14 protein-coding genes are annotated in these 18444 nt (G+C 66.3%); 9 read left to right on the top strand and 5 right to left on the bottom strand.

The features are described from left to right. Positions 1–21: 21 nt before the first annotated feature. The 3 genes from AB4879_RS02770 to AB4879_RS02760 all read left to right on the top strand — a co-directional run bounded on the left by AB4879_RS02770 (position 22) and on the right by AB4879_RS02760 (position 5770). Entirely contained in the window at positions 22–1173 is a 1152-nt protein-coding gene (locus tag AB4879_RS02770) for an exonuclease SbcCD subunit D (protein WP_370506328.1), read from the top strand. Continuing rightward, positions 1170–3791: an AAA family ATPase gene (locus AB4879_RS02765; protein ID WP_370506327.1), complete on the top strand. Its 2622-nt coding sequence runs from the start codon at positions 1170–1172 to the stop codon at positions 3789–3791. The genes AB4879_RS02770 and AB4879_RS02765 overlap by 4 nt, the downstream gene beginning before the upstream one ends. A 131-nt stretch (positions 3792–3922) precedes the next feature. Continuing rightward, positions 3923–5770 (top strand): AMP-binding protein, encoded by a 1848-nt coding sequence (locus AB4879_RS02760; protein ID WP_370506326.1) that lies wholly within the window; start codon positions 3923–3925, stop codon positions 5768–5770. A gap of 3 nt (positions 5771–5773) precedes the next feature. Here AB4879_RS02760 and AB4879_RS02755 read toward each other — a convergent pair whose 3' ends face one another. After that, positions 5774–7138, bottom strand: a complete 1365-nt coding sequence (locus tag AB4879_RS02755) for a wax ester/triacylglycerol synthase domain-containing protein (RefSeq protein ID WP_370506325.1) — start codon at positions 7136–7138, stop codon at positions 5774–5776. Between the two features lie 205 nt (positions 7139–7343). Between AB4879_RS02755 and AB4879_RS02750 the strand changes: the two genes are divergently transcribed. After that, complete coding sequence (locus AB4879_RS02750) at positions 7344–8615, top strand: alpha/beta hydrolase (RefSeq protein ID WP_102808387.1); 1272 nt, start codon at positions 7344–7346, stop codon at positions 8613–8615. Here the strand turns inward: AB4879_RS02750 and AB4879_RS02745 are convergent. The 4 genes from AB4879_RS02745 to AB4879_RS02730 form a co-directional block, all read right to left on the bottom strand. Next, positions 8605–10227, bottom strand: coding sequence for an ABC transporter family substrate-binding protein (locus AB4879_RS02745; RefSeq protein WP_370506438.1), 1623 nt, complete (start codon positions 10225–10227; stop codon positions 8605–8607). The genes AB4879_RS02750 and AB4879_RS02745 overlap by 11 nt on opposite strands. Positions 10228–10300: 73 nt before the next feature. Beyond that, complete coding sequence (locus AB4879_RS02740) at positions 10301–12151, bottom strand: dipeptide ABC transporter ATP-binding protein (protein ID WP_370506324.1); 1851 nt, start codon at positions 12149–12151, stop codon at positions 10301–10303. Next, positions 12148–13077, bottom strand: a complete 930-nt coding sequence (locus tag AB4879_RS02735; RefSeq protein WP_370506323.1) for an ABC transporter permease — start codon at positions 13075–13077, stop codon at positions 12148–12150. Before AB4879_RS02735 ends, AB4879_RS02740 begins: the two co-directional genes overlap by 4 nt. Further along, positions 13074–14051, bottom strand: a complete 978-nt coding sequence (locus tag AB4879_RS02730; RefSeq protein ID WP_370506322.1) for an ABC transporter permease — start codon at positions 14049–14051, stop codon at positions 13074–13076. Before AB4879_RS02730 ends, AB4879_RS02735 begins: the two co-directional genes overlap by 4 nt. A gap of 170 nt (positions 14052–14221) precedes the next feature. Between AB4879_RS02730 and AB4879_RS02725 the strand changes: the two genes are divergently transcribed. From AB4879_RS02725 to AB4879_RS02705, 5 genes are all read left to right on the top strand, one after another. Further along, complete coding sequence (locus AB4879_RS02725) at positions 14222–14383, top strand: hypothetical protein (protein ID WP_370506321.1); 162 nt, start codon at positions 14222–14224, stop codon at positions 14381–14383. A gap of 118 nt (positions 14384–14501) precedes the next feature. Then, positions 14502–14747, top strand: a complete 246-nt coding sequence (locus AB4879_RS02720) for a hypothetical protein (protein WP_142391395.1) — start codon at positions 14502–14504, stop codon at positions 14745–14747. A 189-nt stretch (positions 14748–14936) separates the two neighbouring features. Next, a complete protein-coding gene (gene cysD, locus AB4879_RS02715; RefSeq protein ID WP_370506320.1) occupies positions 14937–15866 on the top strand; it encodes a sulfate adenylyltransferase subunit CysD in 930 nt (309 codons plus the stop codon). After that, a complete protein-coding gene (gene cysC, locus AB4879_RS02710; RefSeq protein WP_370506319.1) occupies positions 15866–17716 on the top strand; it encodes an adenylyl-sulfate kinase in 1851 nt (616 codons plus the stop codon). Before cysD ends, cysC begins: the two co-directional genes overlap by 1 nt. Then, positions 17713–18441, top strand: a complete 729-nt coding sequence (locus AB4879_RS02705) for a 3'(2'),5'-bisphosphate nucleotidase CysQ (RefSeq protein WP_370506318.1) — start codon at positions 17713–17715, stop codon at positions 18439–18441. The genes cysC and AB4879_RS02705 overlap by 4 nt, the downstream gene beginning before the upstream one ends. The last annotated feature ends 3 nt before the right edge of the window (positions 18442–18444 follow it).

Genomic DNA, 18444 nt, shown 5'->3' with positions numbered 1-18444 from the left:
GAACAGGAAGGACGCCCGCCAATGCGATTTCTGCACACCGCCGACTGGCAACTCGGCATGACGCGGCACTTCCTGGAAGGTGAAGCCCAGCCGCGGTACTCGGCGGCCCGGCGTGATGCGGTCGCCGTCCTCGGTGCGCTGGCGCGGCGGACCTCCGCGGAGTTCGTCGTCGTGGCCGGTGACGTGTTCGAACACAACCAGCTCGCGCCCAAGGTGGTCAGCCAGTCCTTGGAAGCGATGCGCGCCATCGGCGTTCCGGTGTACCTGCTGCCGGGCAACCACGATCCACTCGACGCGTCATCGGTGTACACCAGTGCTCTCTTCCGGGCCGAATGCCCGGACAACGTCACCGTGCTGGACCGCGACGGGGTGTGGGAGGTGCGTCCCGGGGTTCAGCTGGTCGCGGCGCCGTGGCGCACCAAGGCACCGACCGCCGACCTGGCCGCCGCGGTGCTGGGGGACCTGCCGGCCGACGGCATCGCGCGCGTTCTGGTCGCCCACGGCGGGGTCGACGTGCTCGACCCCGATCCCGGCAAACCGTCGTTGATCCGGATGGCCGCCATAACCGATGCTGTCGAGCGTGGCGCGGTCCACTATGTCGCGTTGGGGGACAAGCACTCCCGCACCAGCGTCGGTGAGAGTGGCAGGGTGTGGTACTCCGGCTCGCCGGAAGTGACGAACTTCGATGACGTCGAGGCCGATCCGGGTCATGTCCTGCTGGTCGACATCGACGAGTCGGACCCCGCGCATCCGGTTACCGTCGAATCCCACCAGGTCGGACGGTGGCGGTTCGTCACGCTGCACCGCCAGGTCGACGACACCCGCGACATCGCCGATCTCGACCTCAACCTGGATCTGCTGGCAGATAAGGACCGCACGGTGGTGCGGTTGGGGTTGACCGGCTCGCTGACCGTCACCGACCGTGCGGCGCTGGATGCCTGCCTGGACAAGTACGCCCGGCTGTTCGCCTGGCTGGGCACCTGGGAACGACACACCACCATCGCGGTGATGCCTGCTGACGGCGAGTTCGATGACCTCGGCATCGGTGGGTTCGCCGCCGCCGCCCTCGACGAGCTGGTGACCACCGCCCGCTCGGGCGACGACGAAGCCGCCCAGGACGCCCAGAGCGCACTGGGGCTGCTGCTGCGGCTGGCCGGGGGGAGTGCGGCGTGAAACTGCACCGGCTGGCCCTGACCAATTATCGCGGAATCACTCACCGCGACATCCAATTTCCCGACCACGGTGTGGTCGTCGTGTGTGGTGCGAATGAAATCGGCAAGACCTCGATGATCGAGGCGCTCGACCTGCTACTGGAATCGAAGGACCGCTCGACGAAGAAAGACGTCAAGCAGGTCAAGCCGACACACGCCGATGTCGGATCCGAGGTGCTCGCCGAAATCAGCACCGGTCCATACCGTTTCGTCTACCGGAAACGCTTCCACAAGAAGTGCGAGACCGAACTCACGATCTCGGCGCCCCGACGCGAACAGCTCACCGGGGACGAGGCGCACGAGCGGGTGCTGGCCATGCTCGGTGAGACGGTCGACACCGAGTTGTGGCATGCGCAGCGGGTTTTGCAGGCCGGCTCGACATCGGCGGTGGACCTGTCCGACTGCGACGCCCTCTCGCGGGCACTGGATTTGGCGGCAGGTGACGACGCGGCTCTCTCGGGCACCGAACCCCTGCTGATCGAACGGATCGACGCCGAATACGGCAAGTACTTCACGGCGACCGGCCGGCCGACCGGTGAGTGGGCGGCGGCGATCGCGCAGCTGCGTGCGGCCGACGAGGACGTGGCCCGGTGTGCGGCCGCGGTCGCCGAAGTCGACGAACGGGTGCGCAGGCATGCCGACCTCGCCGCGCGGCAAGCCGCGTTGGCCGATCGCGGCCCGAGCGTCGCCGAGCGGCTGACCGCCGCCCAGACGGCGGCCACCGCACTCGCCGCGCTCGGCGACCAGCTACGCCAAGCCGAGCTCATCGCGACCGCGGCGCAGGGTACCTGCGCCGCGTCGAGCGCCGCGCAGGCTGAACGGGCTCGCCTGCGCGACGAGGTGGCAGCGCGCACCGCCGCCGTTGCCGAGGTCCAATCGCGGCTGGCAGCTGCCATCGAGGCCGAACACACCGCCCGTGAAGTTGTCGAAATGGCTTGTGCCGCAGCGGCGGAGTCGACAGCTGCCCTCGCCGCCGCCCAAGAGACGGTCGACGAGGCCCGTCGGGTGGTGGATGCGCTGGCCGCCGACGAGCAGGCCCAACGACTTGCCGCGCGGCTGGAGCGGATCGAGACGATCGAGCAGCAGCTGGCCACCCTGACCATGGACCTCTCCGTGATCACGCTGACCAGTGATGTGATGGCCGACATCGAGTCGGCCGCAGCACTCGTCGAGCGGATCGAAGCACAGCTCACCGCCACCGCGACGACGGTGGAGTTCACGGCGGCCGCCGACCTGCAGCTGACGGTCGGAGAGCAGACCATCCGGCTGGCTGCGGGGCAGAGCTGGGCGCCACCCACCTCATCGCCGACATCCGTCGAGCTGCCCGGACTGCTCGGTGTGCGGATCGATCCGGGTGCCACCACCTCCAGCGTCCAGGCCAAACTGGATGCGGCCCAGCTGGTTCTGGCCGAGGCGCTACGGCAGGGCGGTGTCGCTGATATCGAGGGTGCGCGGGATCTCGACCGGCGCCGCCGGGAACTCGTCAGCAATCGCGATCAGTTGGCCGCGACACTGGCCGGGTTGTGCGAAGAAGAAGGGGTGGTGGAGATGCGCGCGCGGCTGGCATCTCTACGTGAGGCGATCACGCCTGTCCTGCTGGCCGCGGGTGTCGACGGCGCCGCCGCGCGCGCGGCGTTCGTGAGTGCCATCGAGGCGCGTGAAACCGCACGTGCCGACGCCGATCTGCATCAACGCGCGATGGCCGGTGCCAACGTCCGGTTAACCGAAAGCAGCACAGCGGCAACGGTTCTGCGTGCGAAGGTGACCGACGCAAGCGCCGAGCTCGACGCGGCCCGGGAGCGGCTGGCAGTGTTGCGGGCCGGCAGTGACGACGAGCAGCTGGCCGTTCAGGCGGCTGCCGACATCGAGGCTCAACGGCAGGCCGACGCCGCGGTGGCAGAGCTGGCCGGCGCCTATGCCGCCTGCGACCCCGCTGCCGTGCAAGCGGAACTCGCCGAGGCCAGCACCGCAGCTGCCGCGCTGGAGGGCGAGCACGCGCAGGTGGGCCAGGCGCTCAACGACATCACCGTCGAGCTCGGAATCATCGGCAACGAGGGGCGCCAGGGCAGCCTCGACACCGCCCAGATCGCGCGCGAACATGCCTTCGCCGAGCATTCGCGGGTGTCTCGCCGGGCTCGGGCCGCGCAGTTGTTGCGGTCGGTGATGGCCCGCCACCGGGACAACACCCGGCAGCGATATGTTGCACCGTTCCGCAGCGAAATCGAGCGGCTGGGCCGTCCGGTGTTCGGGCCGAGCTTCGAAGTCGAGATCGACAGCGATCTCCGAATCTGCAACCGCACCTTGGACGGTCGGACTGTTCCCTACGACTCGCTGTCCGGCGGGGCCAAAGAACAACTCGGCATTCTGGCCCGGCTGGCCGGTGCTGCGCTGGTCGCGAAGGAAGATTCCGTACCGGTGGTCATCGACGACGCACTGGGCTTCACCGACCCTGATCGGCTGACGAAGATGGGCGCGGTGTTCGACACCGTCGGAGACAACGGGCAGGTCATCGTGCTGACCTGCACACCGGCCCGCTACCTGGGCGTGCAGGACGCCCACGTCATCGAATTGATCGCCTGAGCCGGTGCCGAGCCCGCCACACGGTGGCTGGCATGTTGCTGTGTGATCTGGGTCATCACACCGGCATCAGGTAACGCGAATTACAGGAGTTCGCCATGCCGATTATCTAGAAGATCTAATAGTCTTTGTCGATGCGTCGGGATAGCGTGTGCGGCAATACTACTGATGATCTGCTGGCGCGCTACGTGTCACCGGCCGGAACGATCTCGGTCCCGGACGATCTCACGCTGACATCGTTTCTGGCCGGCCATGCCGAGGCCGAAGACCACCACGCCGCATACCGATTCATCGACTATTCGCGCGACCGCGATGGCAGCGTCGAAGAGCTCAGCTGGCAGTCGCTGGAGGCGGCCACCAATGCTGTCGCGGCGAGGTTGCGGCAGGTCACCGAGCCCGGCGACCGGGTGGCGATAATGGCCCCTCATGGATTGCATTACGTTATCGGCTTTTTCGCCGCCATCCACGCCGGTGCCATCGCCGTGCCGCTCTTCGTGCCAGCCCTCACCGGGCACGCTGAGCGGCTGAGAGCGATCCTCTCCGATGCGGATCCCCGGGTCATCCTCACTACCGAGAGCGCCGCCGAGTCGCTACGTGAGATGCTGCGGACCATGGCCCCGGTCGAGCGGCCACGCGTCATCGCGGTTGACGCCGTGCCGGTTTCCCTCGGTGAAGACCTGACACGGCCCGAGCGGGGTGCCGACGATATCGCATACTTGCAGTACACCTCTGGATCGACTCGTACACCCGTCGGTGTCGAGATCACGCACCGGGCCGCCTGCACCAACGTCGCACAGATGATCCTGGCCGGGCGGTTGGACATGGGAGTTCGCAGCGTGAGCTGGCTTCCGCTCTACCACGACATGGGCCTGGTGATGATCATGTTCCCGATGCTGTGCGGAGGACAGATCACTCTGATGGATCCGATGGCATTCGTTCGACGGCCGTATCGATGGATCCGGCAGCTTTCGGAGGAAGCCGTTCATGGCCGAACATTCGCTGCCGCACCCAATTTCGCCTTTGCGCTATGCGCCGAACGTGGTCTACCGCCAACTGGCGAGCGGCCAGATCTCAGCAACGTGGCCGGGTTGCTGAACGGTTCCGAACCCGTCACCATGGGCGCAATCGAGAAGTTCACCGCTGCCTTCACTGCGTATGGATTGCCTGCCACTGCGGTCAAACCCTCGTACGGAATGGCGGAGGCGACGTTGTCGGTGGCCAGCATCGCCGCCGACTGCGCCCCCTCCGCTGTTCATCTGGATCGGAACGCGTTGGCTCGTGGCCACGCCGTCCGGGTCGAAGCGGAGGCGCCGGGCGGCGTGTCCCTCGTATCCTGTGGGCAGCCGATAGCCAACCAATGGCTGGTCATCGTCGACTCCGTTGCCGGTGCCGAGTTGCCCGACGGGTCGGTGGGCGAAATCTGGTTGCACGGCAACAATATCGGGCGAGGATATTGGAGACGCCCCGACGAGACACAACGGGTGTTCGCCAACAAGCTTCAAACCCGACTGTCGTACTCGAGCCATGCCGACGGTGTTGCCGACAACGAAACCTGGCTTTCGACTGGAGATCTCGGCGTTTATCTTGATGGCGAACTCTATGTGACCGGCCGTATCAAGGATCTGATCATCATCGACGGCCGCAACCACTACCCGGTCGACGTCGAAGCCACTGTCAGCAAGTCGACGCCGGCTATTCGGGACGGCTTCGTTGCGGCCTTCGCCGTCAGCCCATCAGAGCGTGTCGAGGGCAGCGGGATGGCCGGCGAGCATCTCGTCGTCGTCGCCGAGCGCGCGGTCGGCTCGAATCGGATGGAACCCACGCTCATCGCGGAAGCGGTACGGGCGGCGGTTGCCCGGACCCATCACATTTCGGTCAGCGACTTCCGCCTGGTGCCCGCTGGGGCGATACCTCGAACTACCAGTGGGAAGCTGGCCCGCAATGCTTGTCGGACGGCCTATCTGGCCGGGGAATTCGACTAGAGGTCAGTCAGCCAGCGCGAGAACCTCGTCGAAGCTGTCGGCGAGGCAATCGCGGAACAGGTCGAAATCCGGGATCGCGCCCGCGTCGACGTCGATGCCCAGCGCGCAGGAGTCGACGTAGGTCAGCAAGGTCACGTTGACTGCCGAACCGATGGTCGGACCGAAGGCGTACTGCTTGAGCACCGCCGCGCCACCCAAATAGACCGGCACGGGAACCCCCGGCACGTCACTGCAGAGGAAGTCGACGTGCCGCAGGATCGAGCCGATGTACCAGCGCGGCATCGCGTTGAGTGCACCTGCGATCAGCTGCGTATACGGAATCGACTTTTCGTTGCGCACCCTGCCGGTGCGCTCGTGAATGCTCCTGATCCGTCGCGCCGGATCGGTGATCCCGGCGTGAACATCGAAGCGCATCAACGTGATCCGGTTGCCACCGGACTGGTCGTCTTCGGTACGCAGGTTGATCGGCATCGTCAGATGCAGATCGAACACGCCGACGCCGTGTTTGTCGTGGTAGCGGCGCAGGCCGCCGGCCACCCCCGCCACGAACGCGTCGTTGAGCGCGCCACCGCTGCGGTGGGCGGCTTCACGCAGTCGCGGCATCGGAACATCGAGCACGCCGAGTTTGCGAACCAGCGTGCGGTTCGTCATCAGCGGAGAGCCCGGCTTGTTGACCGGCCGGACGGTCCGGTACACCGACGCGGCCAGCTCGCCCGCGGATTCGACGGTCTGCCGGGGCCGTCGAATGATGTTGAACAACAACCGCGGAGCGATCTTGAGCGACTCACCGACCAGCGTGCCGACCAAGCCGGCGTCGTAGCGCAGGGCATCACCGTAGCTCGCCAAGGGCTGGCGCTCCGCGACGGCGGGCGCCGCCGGCATCGCGTCGACGGCCTGAGTATCCGCACTCAGATCGAAGAGCCGCATCGCGATCTGAACACCACCGACACCATCGGTCAGAGAGTGGTGGAATTTGCACAGCACAGCGGCCGCACCGTCGTCGAGTCCCTCGACCAGGGTGACCTCCCACATCGGCCGGGCGCGATCGAAGTCGGCCATCGCGGCCAGTCGGGCCATCTCGAGCACGCCATCGAGGTCTCCCGGCTCCGGCGCCGCCACCCGGCGCATGTGATAGTCCAGATCGAAGTCGGGGGCATACTCCCAGCGCGGCGGAGTCGGCGGCGGCGAGTTCACCACCCGCTGCCGGAACATCGGCAGCTCGCGACTGACCAGATCGAACCGCTCCCGCACCAGATCCCAATCCGGGGACCGGTCGAGAAGCAGCACCGCCACCACCGTGGATCTCAGCCGCGGATCGGCTTCCATCGACCAGGTGAACGCATCTGTGTTACGCATGAATTCGGTCATGATCTGCTCCCACCATGAACGTACGACGCCGCGGCAGCGGGCAATACGTCACCGGGTCAGCTGGTGACTTTGTTCCCTAATACCGAGGCCCTCAGGCGAAATCGCGAGCCGGAAGTGGACGCTTGCCGGGATCGGCGCCGCGCGACGGCGCATTCCATTCCCGCCCCCGGCGAGGCAGAATCGACGGCATGACAGGCCGGCGGCGATGACTCTGAACGCGAAGCGCCGCCGCGCCCACGACAAACTCGCCGCGCTACCCGGGGTTCGGCCGATCCGCCGCCCGGTCACCGCGACCGGATCCGACGAGTTCGACCTGTACTACGTGCGCACCGGCCGCAAGACCAGGCATCCGCTGGTCATCATCCCCGGCGGGCCGGGTGCGGCGTCGATCGCGCTCTACCGGGGCCTGCGCCGCCGGGCCGCAGCCGAGGGCCTCGACGTGATCATGATCGAACACCGGGGCGTCGGGATGTCGCGTCACGACGACAACGGTGCAGACCTACCGCCCGAGGCGTTGACCATCGAGCAGGTGGTGGACGACGTCGCCGCGGTGCTCGACGACGCCCAGGTGGACAGCGCCATCATCTACGGGACGTCCTACGGCACCTATGTCGCCGCGGGGGTCGGGGTGCGTCACCCGTCGCGGGTGTTCGCGATGATCTTGGATTCGCCGCTGTTGGCCGGTGACGATATCGAGGTGGTCCGCCAGACCGTGCGCAGCGTGCTGTGGCACGGCCGGGAGCCCGACACCGAGGAACTGGCGGACAAGGTTCGACGGCTGGCCGACGAGGGCGTGATGACGCCGGCCGGGGCTCAGCTCGCCGCCACCGTGTACGGGTTCGGCGGTGCCCGGCTGCTGGACCGCCAGCTGGACCTCCTGCTCGGCGGCCGCAATCTGGTCTGGACCGCCATGGGGCACTTCGGGGAGTTGGTGGTGGGCCGAAAAGCGCCGTACCGCAACGAGGCTGACCTGGTCGGACGGATCGGCTACCGCGAGCTCAACTACGCGGCCGACCCGGACGGTCTGCCGTTGGACCCGGCCGTTGCCATGCACGAGTTCGCAGCCGGCGAGGCCACGCGGTTCGAGGCTGAGCCGTTCGACCTGGTTGCGGAGATGCCGAAGTTCACCTGGCCCACGGTGGTCGTCTCCGGCGGACGCGACCTGATCACGCCGCCCGCGGTCGCCGATCGGATCGCCGAGCTGATTCCCGGCTCGGTTCTGGTGCGACTACCGACCACCGGTCACAGCGTGCTCGACACCAAGGAGCGGGCGGCGCTGCGGATCGCCGAGGCGGCAGCCATCGGCCGGATCGACACTCTGCGGCCACAGGAGGCGGCGCTCGACGCGATGCCGAGCGTGCCCGCGGTGCGGCTGATGGTGTCGGCGTTGGCGGTCGCCGCGCGGGTCGAGGCGGTACTGCCAGCATCGCTCCCGCGCGTGGTGACCCGAACTCTTCCCAAGCCCGTTACTTCATGAACCCGATTGCGGTGTAATTCAAGTCGCCCAAGCCGGCCGGTCCGTAGTTGGCCAGGTTGCTGCGCACCGCGACGTTGCCCGCGGACTGGAACAGCGGCAGGCTGAACCCCTCGCCGAAGATCAGTTTGTCGACATCGTTGGCCAGGCCGCGCGCCTTGTCCGGGTCGAGTTCGTTGAGCACCAACTCGACCTTGGCGTCGATATCGGGGCTGCTGATCTTGCCGAAGTTGCTCTCGGCCCCGGTGGTGTAGATCTGGTTGAGGCAGCACAACGCGAAAGCGTCACCCACCCAAGAGAATTGAGCGATATCGAAGTCACCGGGGATGATGTGGTTGGTGAAGAACCCGTTGCCGGGCTTGGCGTCGATCTGCAGATTCACCCCGATCTGGGCAAGGCTGTTCTGCGCGACGAGCGCTACCTGCCTCGTGGTCTGCGCGTCGTAGAGAACGTCGCGAATGACCAGCTGTTTGCCGTCCTTCTCCCGGAACTGCCCGGTCTGCTTCCAGCCCAGGGCATCGAGTTCTTGTTTGGCCTTCTCCGGGTTGAAGGCGACGACTTCGCTGTTGTCCTGGTAGCCCTTCTGGCCCGCCACGAAGATGTGGTTGTTCAACGGAACAGGCTTGTCGACCAAACCGCGTTGGGTCACATCGGCGATTGCCTGCCGGTCGATGCCCTTGGAGATGGCCAGCCGCAGCGCCTTGTCCGACAGGATGGAGCCGGGTGCACCGTTGAAGGTGAAGTGATACCAGCTCAGGCCGGGCGACCGCCGGATCGAGATGCCCGCGGTACGCCGGGCGATCGTCAGTTCGTCCAGAGAGCCCAGACCGGTGGCATCGATCGTGTTGTTCTGCAGCGCAGGGAGTCTCGCCGCGTCATCGAGTACCAGGAAGGTGAACGAGTCGAGCAGCGGGGGGGTGCCCCACCACTTTGGATTGCGGCTCAGCACGATGCGCTGGGCGGTGCGATCCAGTGAGGAGATCAGGAACGGGCCCGCCGAGGGTCCGGGCCCGTTGAGTTGTCCCTTGTTGAACACGTCGGGGTTGGCGGTCATGGCCTTGGGCAGCAGCATGGTGTTGCCGGCGAACATCCCGCGCCATTCGGCGTAGTGCTTGGCGAAGGTGATGACGGCCTGGCGGTCATCGACACCCTTCGTGACCGATGCGACCCGGTCGCTGCCGTTGGGCGAGGCGATCGCGAAAGCCTTGTCCTTGCCGCTGGTGGCGTTGATCTGAGAGGCGATGTCCTCCCAGGTGATCGGTGTTCCGTCGGACCAGACGGCCTTGGGGTTGATCGTGTAGGTGACCACCTGTGGGTCGGTGCTGGTCAATTCGACGCTGGTGAAGTAGTCGGTGTTGACCTTCATCGAACCGTCGGCGGCGATCACGAAGGCCCGCGGCATGGTGGGTCGCAGTATCGCGCCGGTGTCGGCCTCGTTGCCGTCGATGTTCAGGGTGTTCCAGTTCGACGGGAACGATGACAACGCCAGCCGCAGGTTGCCGCCCTTTTGCAAGGTGGCCGGGTCCTGCGGGTTGATATCACTGGTGGACCCGAGCTCGGCGTTGCCGCCCGCGGACGGGACGTCGCGTTTGCTGCCTGAACAGCCCGCCACCATCAGACTTGCCACGACTGCCAGCACTGCAATTCGGCCGGCGCTCCGGCGGATCGATCGGGTCACGCCACTGATGCTAACGGCGAGTGGGATCCGGTTGCGGGATAGCGGCCAGCAACTTTCTGGTGTAGTCGTGCTGCGGGTTGGCGAATATGTCGTCGGCATCGCCGTACTCCACCATCGCCCCGCGATACATCACGACGACGCGATGGGCGAGGTGCTTGACCACCGACAGGTCGTGCGAGACGAACAGATAGGACAGGTCGAACTCGCGCTGCAGGTCCAGGAGCAGATTGATGATGCCGGCCTGGATGGACACGTCCAGTGCCGACACCGGCTCGTCGAGCGCCAGAATCTTGGGTTGTAGCGCCAGTGCCCGGGCGATGCCGATCCGCTGCTTCTGGCCGCCGGAGAACTCTTGCGGGTAACGGCTGGCGTCGGCGCGGCGCAGGCCGACGATCTCGAGCAGTTCGGCGACCCGCGTGTCACTGCTCGCCTTGTCGAAACCGTTGGCGCGCAACGGTTCAGCCAGCAGTTCGAATACCGGAAGCCGTGGGTCCAGAGATGCCACCGGATCCTGGAACACCACCTGCAGATCGCGGCGCAGTTCCCGCCGCCGGGCTGTTGTCAGGGTGCCGACATCGTTGCCCAGCACCTCGATGGAACCGGACTCCGGTGCCGCCAGGTCGAGGATCTGATGCAGTGTGGTGGATTTGCCGGAGCCGGATTCGCCGACGATGCCCAGGGTCTGCCCCCGCAGTAGATCGAAGCTGAGGCCGTCAACGGCGCGAACCTCACCGATCTGGCGGCGGAACACCACGCCCTTGGTCAGCCGGTAGGTCTTCACCAGGTCCCGCACGGTGATGACCGGCGCCGGTTCCGCGGGGTCGTCGACGGTCACCGGCTGGGTGGACACGCCATAGATCTGCGCGGCGGTGCGGCCCGTGACCTCTTCGGTGCGGATGCACGCCGCCAAGTGGCCTGCGGAGGTGGGGTCGACGGGCACCAGTGCGGGTTCTTCTGTTCGGCACTCGTCGACGGCCAGCGGGCAGCGAGGGGTGAACGGGCAGCCGGGCGGCACATCCACCAGCGAAGGCGGTGCACCGGGAATCGGCACCAGTCGCGTGCCCTGGGGCGAATCCAGGCGTGGAACGGAGCCCAATAATCCTGCGGTGTAAGGCATTCGACGGTCGCGGTACAGCTCATCCACCGAGGCGACCTCGACGGGCCGCCCGGCGTACATCACGAGAGCCCGATCGGCGAACTCCGCGACCACGCCCAGGTCGTGGGTGATGATCAGCACGCCCGCACCGGTGACGTCGCGGGCGGTCTTGAGCACTTCCAGGATCTGGGCCTGAACGGTCACATCCAGTGCCGTCGTCGGCTCGTCGCAGATCAGCAGGTCCGGATCGTTGGCGATCGCGATCGCGATGACCACCCGCTGGCGCTCACCGCCGGACAACTCGTGCGGAAACGCGCGGGCCCGCCGCTCGGGCTGGGCGATGCCCACCAACTCGAGCAGTTCGACGGCGCGCTTGCGTGCCGCCTGCTTGCCGACGTCGGTGTGGTGCACGGTGATGGCCTCGGCGATCTGGTCGCCGACGGTGTAAACCGGGGTCAGCGCGGACATCGGGTCCTGGAACACCGTCCCGATGCGCCGACCCCGGATCTTCGACATCTCGCCGTCGGACAGCCCGAGCAGCTCCCGGCCGGACAGCCGCACCGAGCCTGACACGGCGGCGTACTCCGGGAGCAGGCCGATGACGGCCATGGCCGCGGCCGACTTGCCCGACCCGGATTCGCCGACCATCGCGACCACCTCGCCGGCACGCACCTGATAGGTCAGGCCGCGCACCGCGGTCAGGTCGTCGCCGTCGGTGGGGAAGCTGACGGCGAGGTCGGTGACCTCCAGCAGGGTCTCGCTCATCGCTGCGTCTTCTTCCTGCGGCCGCGGCGCAGTGTGGCGCTGCCGGGGTCGAGTGCGTCGCGCAGCCCGTCGCCGGTGAGGTTGGCGCACACCAGGATCAGCACCAGAACGCCGGCGGGGAACAGGAACACCCACGGGAAGGTAGTTGCCGATTTGGTGCCGTCGGCGATGAGCGTACCGAGCGAGATGTCGGGTGGCTGGATTCCGAAACCGAGGAAGCTGAGCCCGGTTTCGGCGAGGATCGCCACCGCCACGTTGAGTGCGGCGTCGATGATCAGGATGGAGGCGACATTCGGGATGATGTGGCGGATGATGATGCGCCGGCTCGAGACGCCCATATACCGTGCGGCTTGGACGAATTCCCGCTCCCGCAGGCTCATCGTGAGGCCCCGCACCATACGTGAGCTCACCATCCAGCTGAACCCGGCCAGCAGCACGATCAGCAAGATGACGTTGGCCGAGCTCTTGGTTATCGGCGTGAGGATCGCGATCAGGATGAACGACGGCACCACCAGCAGCAGGTCCACCAACCACATCAGCGTCCGGTCGCGCCAACCGCCGAAGTAACCCGCGATGGAGCCGACCGTCGCGGCGATGCCGGTCGAGATCACCGCCACACACAAGCCGATGAGCATCGACTTCTGCATACCGCGCAGGATCTGAGCGAACAGATCTTGGCCCAACGCGTTGGTCCCGAACCAGTGGTCGGTGCTGGGCGGGGCTTGAAGCGCATAGAAGTCGAGATCGGTGTAGGACCAGGGCAATAACGGTGGAAGGGCGTAGCAGCCGATAAACAGCACGGCCAGGATCACCAATGACGCCATCGCGCCCCGGTTGCGGGCAAAGCGGCGCAGCACCAGGGTGCGCCGCGAGGCGAACTCCTCGGGCGCCGCCCCCGAGCGGGAGTTATCCGTCGTCTCGGTCACGTCACCCTCACCCGGGGATCGAGTATCGCGTAGATGACGTCGGACAGCAGCCCGGCCAGGAGCACGACGGCACCGGAGAACACCGTGATCGCCGCGACGATGTTGGTGTCCTGAGTCGCGATGCCCTGAACGACCCACTCACCCATGCCGTGCCAGCCGAAGATCTTCTCCACGAACACCGCTCCGGTGACCAAACCCGCGACGCCATAGGCGAACAGCGTTGCCATCGGGATCAGTGCGGTCCGCAGCCCGTGTTTGAACAACGCTCGGCGCCGGGTGAGTCCCTTGGCTCGCGCGGTGCGGATGAAGTCCTGACCCAGAACGTCGAGCATCGCATTGCGTTGGTAGCGGCTGTAACCCGCGATCGCACCCAGCGCCAGCGTGACCGAGGGCAGGATCAAGTGCTGCATCCGGTCGACGAACTGGTTCCAGGGACCCCCGACGGCGTCCGGGGAAGTCTCGCCGATGTATTCGAAAATATGCACTCCGAGAATCGAATTCACCCGCAAGGCTGCCAGGATCGCCAGGTTGGCGATGACGAACGTCGGCGTGCTGATCACCAACAGCGACAGCAGAGTGATCACCCGATCCGATAATCGGTATTGCCGAATCGCGCCCCAGGCGCCGACGACGACGCCGATCACGGTGCCCAGCACCGAACCGATCACCAGTAGTCGCAGGCTGACACCGATGCGGCGGCCCAGCTCGTCGGAGACCGGCTGTCCGGTGACGGTCGTGCCGAAATCGCCGTGCACCGCGCCGGCCACCCAGTGGGCGTAGCGCAGCGGGATCGGTTTGTCGAGATCGAGTTCGGCGGCTTTGGCATCGATCACCGCCTGTGGCGGACGTGGATTGCGTTGCATCAGACTGTTCAATGGCGCGAACGTCAACGAGGTCAGCGTGAACGTGAGGAACGACGCCAAGGCCAGCAGCACCACATAGTTGAGCAGCCGACGCGCCAGAAAACGCGTCATGGGCCGCTGCCCGGCGCAGGGTGCATGCAGCACAGGGTAGGAGATCGCCGGTCGAAACGACGCCAAGACCCTGCGGGTGTGCTCGGTTTAGCAACGCGGGGCACGGGAAGACTGCGTGCGTGCACGTGAAGCAGCTCACACATCGACTGGTTCCAGCCCTGCTTGTGGCGGTGGCGCTCCCGACTCTGGCGGCATGTCAGGACAAGGGCACCAGCGTCGACCCGACGACCACCGTTCCCAGCCCGACGACAGTGCAGACGTCGAAACCGATGCTGCCGAGTTCGTCGGTGGCGTCGGCCAGTCCGCAACCTCCGACGCCAGGCGCCGGCTGACGCGGTACGGCAGGCGGCTCGCAGGTTTGGGCTCACAGCTTCGGGTTAACCAACTGTCAGCGATTTGGCAGGAGATCCGGTCCCGAAGAACTGGTCCGAGTCGATTGGAAGTGTCGAGATGACCAACATCAAAACCTTGTCCGCCGTGGTCGGTGGTAGTGCGCTTGTCGCGATGGGCGCATTGGGCATCGCGGTGACCGAGCCTGATAGCGGCACGATCGTGTCCGACCCCGGTACCTTCACCTCGCCCGTGACGTCGTCGATGACGACGGGGGAGACCACGAAGGAGACCGCCGTGGAGCCGACGAAGACACCAGAGGTCGCGGCGCCCCCGGTCACTGCGACAACTCCCGAAGCGCCCTAGGCGCACGCCCGGCCGGGTGTGCATCGGATCCCGGACCCGGGCGATCTGGAAGCGAACGACGTCTGAGGGCTCGCCGTAGTTGCTGTGCAAGTCTGCTTGCGCGCAATCCTTGACTGAATCCGTCGTGACGGTTAGATTCCGGGTTAGCTTTGTAATTATGGTCAAATCTACCAACTTTACGAGGAAATCATGGCGAGTCCGGTGGTCGAACGCCCCAAGCCGGGGCAGTACGAGCTGAGCCACCTTCGGTCCCTCGAGGCCGAGGCAATTCACATCATTCGCGAGGTCGCGGCCGAGTTCGAACGGCCGGTTCTGCTGTTCTCCGGCGGTAAGGACTCGATCGTGATGTTGCACCTTGCGATCAAGGCGTTCGCGCCCGGCCGGCTGCCGTTCCCGGTGATGCATGTCGACACCGGCCACAACTTCGAGGAAGTGATCGCCACCCGCGACGAGTTGGTCGAGCGGTACGGCCTGCGCCTGGTGGTGGCCAGTGTCGAAGAGGACATCGCCGCAGGCCGAGTGATCGACAACGGGCCGTCGCGCAATCCGCTGCAGACGGTCACGCTGCTGCGGGGCATCCGGGAGAACAAGTTCGACGCCGCCTTCGGCGGTGCCCGCCGGGACGAGGAGAAGGCCCGGGCCAAGGAGCGGGTGTTCAGCTTCCGCGACGAGTTCGGCCAGTGGGATCCCAAGGCGCAGCGTCCCGAGCTGTGGAACCTCTACAACGGGCGCCACCGCAAAGGTGAGCACATCCGCGTCTTCCCGTTGTCGAACTGGACCGAATACGACATCTGGGCCTACATCGGTGCCGAAGAGATCACGCTGCCAGGCATCTACTACGCCCACCCCCGGCAGGTCTTTCAGCGCGACGGGATGCTGCTGGCCGTCCACGAGTTCCTGCAGCCCACCCCCGACGAACCGGTCTTCGAGACCTCGGTGCGCTTCCGCACGGTCGGCGACGTGACCTGCACCGGCTGTGTGGAGTCCACCGCCTCCACCGTCGAGGAAGTGATCGCCGAGACCGCGGTGTCACGTTTGACCGAACGTGGCGCCACTCGCGCCGACGACCGTATTTCCGAAGCCGGCATGGAAGACCGCAAGCGCGAGGGGTATTTCTGATGAGCACGCTGTTGAGGATTGCCACCGCCGGCTCCGTCGATGACGGCAAGTCGACCCTGATCGGCCGCTTGCTCTACGACTCCAAAGCCGTGATGGAAGACCAGCTCGCCGCCGTCGAGCGGACGTCGCGGGAACGTGGCAACGACTACACCGATCTCGCACTGGTGACTGATGGCCTGCGGTCCGAGCGTGAGCAAGGCATCACCATCGACGTCGCCTACCGCTACTTCGCCACGGCCAAGCGGAAATTCATCATCGCCGACACTCCTGGCCACATTCAGTACACCCGCAACATGGTGACCGGAACCTCGACCGCGCAACTGGTGATCGTGCTCGTCGACGCCCGGCACGGTCTGCTCGAGCAGTCTCGCAGGCACGCATTCCTGGCCTCCTTGCTGGGCGTTCAGCATGTCGTGCTGGCGGTCAACAAGATGGACCTCATCGACTGGGACCGTGAGCGTTTCGAATGGATCCGCGAGGAGTTCCACGCCTTCGCCGCCCGCCTCGACATCCACGACGTCACGACCATCCCGATGTCGGCGCTCAAGGGTGACAACGTGGTGACGAAGTCGGACAAAGCGCCCTGGTATGACGGGCCGCCGCTGCTGAGTCATCTCGAAGAGGTCTACATCGCCGGCGACCGCAACCTGGTCGACGTGCGGTTCCCGGTGCAGTACGTGATCCGGCCACAGACCGTCGAGCATGCGGACCATCGCAGCTACGCGGGCACCATCGCCGGCGGCGTGATGCGCCCTGGCGACGAGGTCGTCGTACTACCCAGCGGAAAAAGCAGTCGTATCACCGCAATCGACGGACCGACCGGACCTGTCGAGGAGGCGTTCCCGCCGATGGCGGTGTCGATCAGCCTCGCCGACGACATCGACATCTCCCGCGGAGACCTGCTGGCCCGCCCGCAGAACCAGCCGGTGGCCACCCGGGAATTCGACGCCACGGTCTGCTGGATGGCCGACGAGTCGTCCCTGGAGCCCGGACGTGACTACATCATCAAGCACACCACCCGCACCACGCGGGCTCGTGTCGGTGCGCTGGACTATCGCCTGGATGTCAACACCCTGCACCGGGACAAGAGCGCGACGGCGTTGAAGCTCAACGAACTCGGCCGAGTCACCCTGCGCACCCAGGTGCCGCTGTTACTGGACGAATACTCCCGCAACGCCGCGACGGGATCGTTCATCCTGATCGACCCCGACACCAACGTGACGGTGGCTGCGGGCATGGTCCGCGACACGGCGCCGACGGCGGCTCGCAGCGCGTCGCCGAATACCGTGCGCCACCAGTCGCTGGTGGACTCCGCTGACCGGCTGACGAAGGGGCGCACCCTGTGGTTCACCGGGCTTTCCGGTTCGGGGAAGTCTTCAGTGGCGGTGCTGGTGGAGCAGAAGCTGCTCGAACATGGTTGCCCCGCTTACATTCTCGACGGTGACAACCTGCGCCACGGGCTCAACGCGGATCTCGGCTTCTCGATGGCGGATCGCGCCGAGAACCTGCGCCGGTTGGCCCATATCGCCACGCTGATGGCCGATGCCGGCCTGACGGTCCTGGTTCCCGCGATCAGCCCGCTCGAGGAACACCGGGAACTGGCCCGCAAGGTGCACACCGACCAGGGGGTCGAGTTCTACGAGATCTTCGTCGACACTCCGCTCGAAGACTGTGAGCGACGGGATCCCAAGGGGCTCTACGCCAAAGCAAGGGCGGGGGAAATCACTCACTTCACCGGGATCGACAGCCCCTATCAGCGGCCGAAGAACCCCGATCTGCGGCTGACACCCGACCATGAATGCGACGAGCTGGCCCAGCAGGTCGTCGATCTGTTGGAGGGCCAGGCGTGAACGATCACGACCTGGCGGCCGAGCTGGCCACGCAGGCGGGCAAGCTTCTACTCGACGTCCGTGTCGAGCTGTCCGATGCCTCCGGCGCGGAGCGAAAGGCTGCGGGCGACAAGCGTTCTCACGATCATCTGATGGAGGCGCTGGCCGCGGCGCGGCCCGAGGATGCGGTGCTGTCAGAGGAGGGTGCCGACGATCCGATTCGGCTGCGCAGCCGACGGGTGTGGATCGTCGATCCGCTCGACGGCACCCGCGAGTTCTCCGAGCTCGACCGCGACGACTGGGCTGTGCACGTGGCGCTGTGGGAGGACGGGGAGCTGATCGCCGGCGCGGTCGCACTTCCCGCCCAGGGCGTCACGCTGGCAACCCCCGCGGTGTCGCCGCCCCCGGCGGCGCCGACTGCGCCGCGCATCGTGGTGTCGCGAACCCGGCCCCCGGCGGTGGCGCTGCAGGTTCGCGACGCGTTGGGCGGCGTTCTGGTCGAAATGGGTTCTGCCGGAGCCAAGGTCGCGGCCGTCATCCAGGGTCGTGCCGATGTGTATGTGCACGCGGGTGGTCAATACGAATGGGATTCGGCCGCCCCGGTGGCTGTCGCCCGCGCCGCCGGGTTGCACACCTCACGCATCGACGGCTCACCGCTTCAGTACAACCGGCCCGACCCGTTGCTGCCCGACGTCGTGGTGTGCCGGCCGGAATTGGCCGAGGCGGTGCTGGCCGCTACGCAGTAACGT

Origin of the sequence: Mycobacterium sp. SA01 (assembly GCF_041287105.1) — a bacterium.
Classification (GTDB): domain Bacteria; phylum Actinomycetota; class Actinomycetes; order Mycobacteriales; family Mycobacteriaceae; genus Mycobacterium.
This window is presented reverse-complemented; position numbering and strand designations above follow the sequence as displayed.